The 6434-nt window shown below is 49.2% G+C and carries 7 protein-coding genes; 4 read left to right on the top strand and 3 right to left on the bottom strand.

Annotation, left to right across the window (positions count from 1 at the left end):
* Positions 1–300 precede the first annotated feature (300 nt).
* The 3 genes from ACKWCC_RS08805 to ruvX are packed head-to-tail and all read right to left on the bottom strand — an operon-like array spanning position 301 to position 1771.
* Positions 301–711, bottom strand: a complete 411-nt coding sequence (locus tag ACKWCC_RS08805) for a DUF5606 family protein (protein WP_413995548.1) — start codon at positions 709–711, stop codon at positions 301–303.
* Between the two features lie 58 nt (positions 712–769).
* Complete coding sequence (def, locus tag ACKWCC_RS08800) at positions 770–1360, bottom strand: peptide deformylase (protein WP_413995547.1); 591 nt, start codon at positions 1358–1360, stop codon at positions 770–772.
* A complete protein-coding gene (ruvX, locus tag ACKWCC_RS08795; protein ID WP_413995546.1) occupies positions 1361–1771 on the bottom strand; it encodes a Holliday junction resolvase RuvX in 411 nt (136 codons plus the stop codon). It abuts the gene before it with no gap.
* Between the two features lie 96 nt (positions 1772–1867).
* Between ruvX and ACKWCC_RS08790 the strand changes: the two genes are divergently transcribed.
* From ACKWCC_RS08790 to ACKWCC_RS08775, 4 genes are all read left to right on the top strand, one after another.
* Positions 1868–2689, top strand: coding sequence for a 2,3,4,5-tetrahydropyridine-2,6-dicarboxylate N-succinyltransferase (locus ACKWCC_RS08790; RefSeq protein WP_413995545.1), 822 nt, complete (start codon positions 1868–1870; stop codon positions 2687–2689).
* Positions 2690–2794: 105 nt separating this feature from the next.
* Positions 2795–3592 carry a glycosyltransferase family 2 protein gene (locus ACKWCC_RS08785; protein WP_413995544.1) on the top strand — a complete coding sequence of 266 codons (798 nt, stop codon included), beginning with the start codon at positions 2795–2797 and terminating at the stop codon, positions 3590–3592.
* A 256-nt stretch (positions 3593–3848) separates the two neighbouring features.
* The gene (locus ACKWCC_RS08780; protein ID WP_413995543.1) at positions 3849–4535 is read left to right on the top strand and encodes a phosphocholine cytidylyltransferase family protein; all 687 of its coding nucleotides are present in this window, start codon (positions 3849–3851) and stop codon (positions 4533–4535) included.
* Complete coding sequence (locus ACKWCC_RS08775) at positions 4532–6358, top strand: CDP-glycerol glycerophosphotransferase family protein (protein ID WP_413995542.1); 1827 nt, start codon at positions 4532–4534, stop codon at positions 6356–6358. Before ACKWCC_RS08780 ends, ACKWCC_RS08775 begins: the two co-directional genes overlap by 4 nt.
* The last annotated feature ends 76 nt before the right edge of the window (positions 6359–6434 follow it).

Below are 6434 nucleotides of genomic sequence, written 5' to 3'. Positions count from 1 at the left end.
ACCCTGGCGTCATAAAGGGGCTCTTAAGCAAGGTTTTTGCACCGATCGGAAATGGTGGCCGAAATGCGCCCCGAATCGTAGCGGCCTAAAGTTTATAATCCTTGCGAAAATCAGCAAGCCCTAAATAAAGGGAACGCACAAAACGCCCAAGGCCCTGCTGGGGCGCGTACGCAAGAAATCGGTTTGGGTGAACCTACCAACCGGACCTTGGTCAGTACCGATGATGGGTGGGCGGCCGCCCCAAAACACGCTTGGCCAAAGAGGGCTCAGGGCGTTAGTTGGGACCAACCGGAACAGGGGTTATTCTTCCCCGTCCTTATCTTCGGAGAAATCCGTGATGCCTTTGTCCACCAACAGGTTGTACCACTGAATGACCTTTTTTATATCGCTGGGATACACCCGGTCCTCATCATAATTGGGCAGTACCTCAAAGAAATATTCCTCGAGCTTCAACTTGTCGTCCTTGTGGCTCACAGGGGTCTTCTGTCCTTTTTCCTTGACCTGGATGTTGAGAAACACCTGGCGCAGCGGCACTTCCTCCTCCAGGGTATAAATGGCGATCTCGGAAAGGACGCTCACGTTGTTTCGGAGCCCCACGCTTATTTTCTTTCCGTCCAAAAAAGATTCGGCCACAAAACCAGACCTGGTCTGGGTGATCAACTTGTAGAGTCCCGGTTTTCCGGAAATGGATAAAATCTTGTCTAAAGCCATAGCCCTTGTGCAATTTTAAAGCGCAAATATGCCATATTTCATGCGTAAATGCACCATGTTAGCGCCCTTTTTTCATGGCCGGGAAACGCATGCGGTACTCCACATTGACCTTGCCCTTGGAAATATTGGCCAGCCGGCCCTTGAGAATGCGCTTTTTAAGGGAAGACAGCTTGTCCGTGAACAAGACGCCCTCTATGTGATCGTACTCGTGCTGTATCACGCGGGCCAGTAGGCCATCATAGACCTCGGTGCGCTCCTTGAAATTTTCGTCTTGGTAGGTAATGGCAATGGTGTCTTTTCGGTTTACGTCCTCACGCACGTCCGGTATGCTCAGGCAGCCTTCGTTAAAGGCCCAGTTCTTGCCACTTTCTTCCGTAATGTGGGCGTTTATGAAGACCTTTTTAAAGCCCTTCAAGGCCTTCTGTTCTTCCTTGCTCAGCTCGGCATCCTCGGAGAAAGGGGTGGTGTCTATGACAAACAACCGAATGGGCAGGCCAATCTGTGGTGCGGCAAGCCCCACCCCACTGGCGTTGTACATGGTCTCCCACATGTTGTCTATCAAGGTGGCCAGCCCGGGATAATCCTTATCAATGTCGCTTCCCACTTTTCTCAAAACAGGGTCGCCGTAGGCTACAATGGGTAAAATCATTCAAATACTTTTTAAATAGTCCTGCAAGATGATGGTGGCACTGATTTCGTCCACCAAGGCCTTGTTTCTTCGCTTCTTCTTTTTCATTCCCGAATCCACCATGGCCCGGACGGCCATTTTAGAGGTAAAGCGCTCATCATGCCTGTCTATGGGAATATGGGGCAAGCGCCGTTGCAACTCTTTTAGGAACGGCACGATCAAGGCTTCGGAGGCAGAGGGCGTATTGTCCATTTGCTTGGGCTCCCCCACCACAATGCGGTCCACTTTTTCCTTCCGGACATAGGCTTCCAAAAAGGCAAAGAGCGCTTCCGTGGGCACCGTGGTGAGCCCGGAGGCAATGATGCGAAGCTCGTCCGTGACCGCAATCCCGGTTCTTTTGGCACCATAATCCAAAGCAAGTATCCTCCCCAAAACAATTTTTGGCAAAAATAAAGGATAATTTGTTATAAGATGTGCCTTGCGCCTGCAATTCGTGGGCCAGACCCTATATTTGCGGAAAATAGAACGATGGACATCACAGCATTGCAACAAACCATGGAAAACGCCTGGGAAAACAGGGAACTGCTCAAGGAAAAGAACACCCAAGAGGCCATTAGGGAGGTCATCTCCCTCTTGGACAATGGCCAACTCCGTTGTGCCGAGCCCACGGCCCGGGGCTGGCAGATCAATGAGTGGGTAAAAAAAGGGGTGGTGCTCTATTTCCCCATACAGCAAATGGAGACCCTGGAGGCCGGTATTTTTGAGTACCATGACAAGATGCCCTTAAAACGGGGCTACAAGGAGAAGGGAATACGGGTGGTGCCCAATGCGGTGGCCCGCCACGGGGCCCATATCGCTTCCGGAACCATATTGATGCCCAGTTACGTGAACATTGGCGCCTATGTGGATGAGGGCACCATGGTGGACACCTGGGCCACCGTGGGCAGTTGCGCGCAGATCGGAAAGAACGTACACCTGAGCGGTGGCGTGGGCATTGGCGGGGTGCTGGAGCCCCTACAGGCAGCACCCGTGATCATAGAGGACAATGTCTTTGTGGGCTCCCGTTGCATTGTGGTGGAAGGGGTACGCGTGGAGACCGAAGCCGTGCTGGGGGCCAATGTGGTGCTCACCGCCAGCACCAAGATCATTGATGTTACCGGCACGGCCCCCGTGGAAAGAAAAGGCGTGGTGCCGGCACGGTCCGTAGTGATTCCGGGCAGCTATACAAAGACCTTCCCCGCCGGGGAATTCCAGGTACCCTGTGCCCTGATCATTGGCAAACGCAAGGAGAGCACCAACAAAAAGACCTCCCTGAACGACGTCCTGAGAACCTATGACGTGGCCGTGTAAAAGGTTGTTCCATTTTGTAGGAAAATAGGACAAGGATATACTTTTTTGCTTTTTTTTAAGTTATAGTTCCATTAGGGGTGGTAACCCCAGTGCAGAATTGTCCCGATGCTTGAGAAAAATGAAAAAATAAGTGCCCTTGTCATTACCTTCAATGAAATAGGCTATATTGAAAACTGCCTGGCCTCCCTCTCCTTTGCGGATGAGATCATTGTGGTGGATTCCTACAGTACGGACGGCACCTATGAGTATCTCTTGCAACAAGCCAACGTAAAGGTCATTCAGCACCCTTTTAAAAATTACACCGCGCAAAAATCTTTTGCCCTGCAGCAGGCCAACAATGATTGGGTCCTGTTTCTGGATGCGGACGAGGTGGTGAGCTCTGCACTGCAATATGAAATCCTGAATACCGTGAACGGGGCTTCCAAAGCGGTGGCCTATTGGTTTTACAGAACCTTTATGTTTCAACAAGAGCGCCTTAGGTTCAGCGGATGGCAGACAGACAAGAACTATCGGTTGTTCAGAAAAAGTAAAGTCCACTTTTCACAAAAACGCATTGTGCACGAAACCCTGGAGGTGAATGGGAAGAGCGACACGCTCAAAGAAAAATTGGTTCACTACTGTTACCGAAATTACCAAAATTACAAGGACAAAATGCTCTGCTACGGCAGAATGAAGGCAAGGGAGGATCTAAAAAACCAAAAGAAGTTCAAGTTTTCACTGCTGCTCCTAAAGCCCGCCTACCGTTTTTTGTTCAATTACCTGATCAGGTTGGGGATTTTGGATGGCAAAAAGGGGGTGATCGTCTGCTACCTGAACGCGCTCGGAGACCGCGAACGGTATCTGGAACTTAGGCGGTTGCAAGAGGCGCAGTCCCTGGTGCCCGATTGGAAGACCATACCCTAGGCAAGCTACACCCCCGCCCCGAGGCCTTTGCACATCCCCATTGTTTCATTTTGGCATCCGCTAGAATCCCCTTTTGCCATTTGCTACCGGGCCACTGTTTTCAAACATCAAATTATTTGGGTAATCCTTAAATTGGGTTACTTTTGGTTCAAGGAACATATCCGTGCCCAAGCGCCCAACCATTTGCAAACCAAAATGGTGCTGTACGTTTTGCGCAGACCGGAAATGATAAGAACGTTCCCGTAAAATAGATTTCGTGAAAATAGTCATCCTCGCCGCCGGTATTGGTTCTCGCTTGGGCAACCCCTTTCCAAAGCCATTGACCCCCTTGAACAACGGGAAGAGCATTATGCAAATGCAAGTCCAAAACCTTTCCGCAACCTTTGATTTGGACGACATACAGGTGGTGGTAGGCTTTAAAAAAGAGCTCATCATGGAGCGTTTCCCCGAACTGATGTATATCTACAATCCTTTTTTTGATCGGACCAATACCTCCAAAAGTTTGCTCCTGGCCCTCAAAAAAAACAGGCATACCTCGGTACTTTGGCTCAATGGAGATGTGGTTTTTGACGATAAGTTGTTGCACACCCTCCGCGCACAAATGGAAAACGACATTTCCTTTGTAGGGGTAAACACCAGTAAAGTTGGGGATGAAGAGGTGAAATATACCCTAAAGAACGGTCGGGTGCACCAATTGTCCAAAAATGTAAAAAACGGACTGGGAGAAGCCGTGGGCATCAATTTCATAGCAAAAAAGGATATGGCCCTTTTAATAAACAGGCTGGAGGAATGTGACAAGGACGATTATTTTGAAAAAGGCATTGAAATGGCCATTGAGAAGGACGGACTTTTGGTACAGGCCCTTGATATCTCGCAGCATGACTGCATGGAGGTGGATTTCAGGGAAGACTTGGAACATGCCAACCTTATCTTTAAAAAATGAAGTGTATTCTCTTTTGCCAGAATCCGTACGCCTTTGGTATCCTTTGGCCCATTAGAGAGGCACTCAAGGCGCAAAATGATGATTTTCTGTGGTATGTGGGCAAGTCGTTGTTCAAGAAGTTTCCTTTTGGCCAGGACCCGGTGACCACGAGCATGCTTGATCTTCAGTGGTACGAAAGTGATGTTGTCTTTGTTCCCGGAAATGAAGTGCCCCACTACCTAAGGGGCGTAAAGACCCAAGTTTTCCATGGACTGGCCGGAGAAAAGAAAGGACATTTCCGGATCAGGCATTATTTTGATCTTTACCTTACCCAAGGGCCCTATTTTACGGAACGCTTCAACAAACTAAAGGCAAAATATCGGGATTTTGAGGTTATGGAGACCGGGTGGCCAAAATTGGATGTCTTTGCCACTGACCGCAGTAGGTACGCCGATGAAAAAAAACAGCTTTTGGCCAAGCACCAAGCCCAAAAAATACTGCTGTACGCCCCCACCTTCTCCCCCAGCCTTACCTCTGCCTTTGAACTTTACGGGGATCTGGAAAAACTGGCCCGGAGCACCAACCACCTCATCATTGTAAAGTTTCATGACCTCATGTCCAAGGAGGGCATTCAGCGCTACCAAAACTTGGCGGAAGAGAGGGAAAATGTACTCTTGGCAAAAGAAAAAAACATAGTAAAGCACCTATTGCTGGCCGATTTACTGATAAGCGACACCTCTTCCGTGATCTACGAGTTCCTCTTGCTGAACAAGCCGGTAGTGTCCTACAAGAACATCTCCAAAAACATTGGATGGGACAATCTTACCCATACCGGTCTATTGCTGGAGCACGTGCAAAAAAACCTGGACGGGGATCCTTATGAAGACCAACGCTCGGAACTGAACCAACGCTACCACCCGTACAGGGATGGAAAATCGGCCCAACGCATGGTCAATGCCGTAAAGTTGTACATGGACACCCATGGGGTCCCGGAAGAGAGAGTGCTCCCCCTGAGCAGGAAAATTAAAATGAACAAAAAGTTCGGCAAACCGGTGACCAAGCCCTGGAAGGGTGCCAAACAACAAAAGCTCTCGGCCGTCTTTATCACCTACAACGAAATACTGCACATAGACGAAGTTTTGGAAAATGTGCAGTTCGCGGATGAAATCATTGTGGTGGACTCCTTTAGCACTGATGGCACCGTGGAGCGCATCAAGGCCCATGCACGCGTAAAGCTCATACAGCGCCCATTTGAAAATTACACCGATCAAAAATCATTTGCCCTGGCCCAAGCCTCGCACGACTGGGTCCTTTTCATGGATGCCGATGAACGCCTCACGGATGCCCTTAAAAATGAAGTGGCACAGACCATTAACAGTGAGCCCATGGCAGCGGCCTATTTCTTTTACAGGACCTTTATGTTCAAACAAAAAGTCTTGAGGTACAGCGGATGGCAGAGCGACAAAAATTTTAGATTGTTCCGAAAGAGCAAGGTGGCCTTTACCCAAGAACGCATTGTGCACGAGACCTTGATCGTGGATGGCCCCATTGGCATCCTCAAGAACAAGCTCATCCATTATTCCTATAAGGATTACGAAGATTACAAGGGCAAAATGGTTAAATATGGTCAGATGAAGGCCCAAGAGGCCTTTAAGCGGGGAGAAAGGGCCAACGCCTATCATTTTTTCGTAAGACCGGCCTTTAAATTCTTTAACCACTTTATCTTGCGTCTTGGTTTTTTGGATGGAAAGAAAGGATGCACCATAAGCTATCTCAATGCCCTCGGGGTCCATGCCCGGTACCAAGAACTGGACCGGCTGTGGAGGCAAGAGGACAAACCATAAAACTTGGACCAAAAGTGAATAAACATACAGGGCCCTCTGGCCAGGGTGCCATAAGACAGCCCGCCGTTCCATTAGA

Source organism: Maribacter aquimarinus (assembly GCF_047345505.1).
GTDB lineage: Bacteria > Bacteroidota > Bacteroidia > Flavobacteriales > Flavobacteriaceae > Maribacter.
The sequence above is the reverse complement of the archived record's forward strand: the minus strand, read 5'-3'. Positions and strand labels throughout refer to the sequence as shown.

Coding starts and splice junctions, on each gene's coding strand:
- ACKWCC_RS08775 (WP_413995542.1), top strand. CDS start 4,532: ATGAAGTGTATTCTCTTTTGCCAGAATCCGTACGCCTTTGGTATCCTT.
- def (WP_413995547.1), bottom strand. CDS start 1,360: ATGATTTTACCCATTGTAGCCTACGGCGACCCTGTTTTGAGAAAAGTG.
- ACKWCC_RS08805 (WP_413995548.1), bottom strand. CDS start 711: ATGGCTTTAGACAAGATTTTATCCATTTCCGGAAAACCGGGACTCTAC.
- ACKWCC_RS08785 (WP_413995544.1), top strand. CDS start 2,795: ATGCTTGAGAAAAATGAAAAAATAAGTGCCCTTGTCATTACCTTCAAT.
- ACKWCC_RS08790 (WP_413995545.1), top strand. CDS start 1,868: ATGGACATCACAGCATTGCAACAAACCATGGAAAACGCCTGGGAAAAC.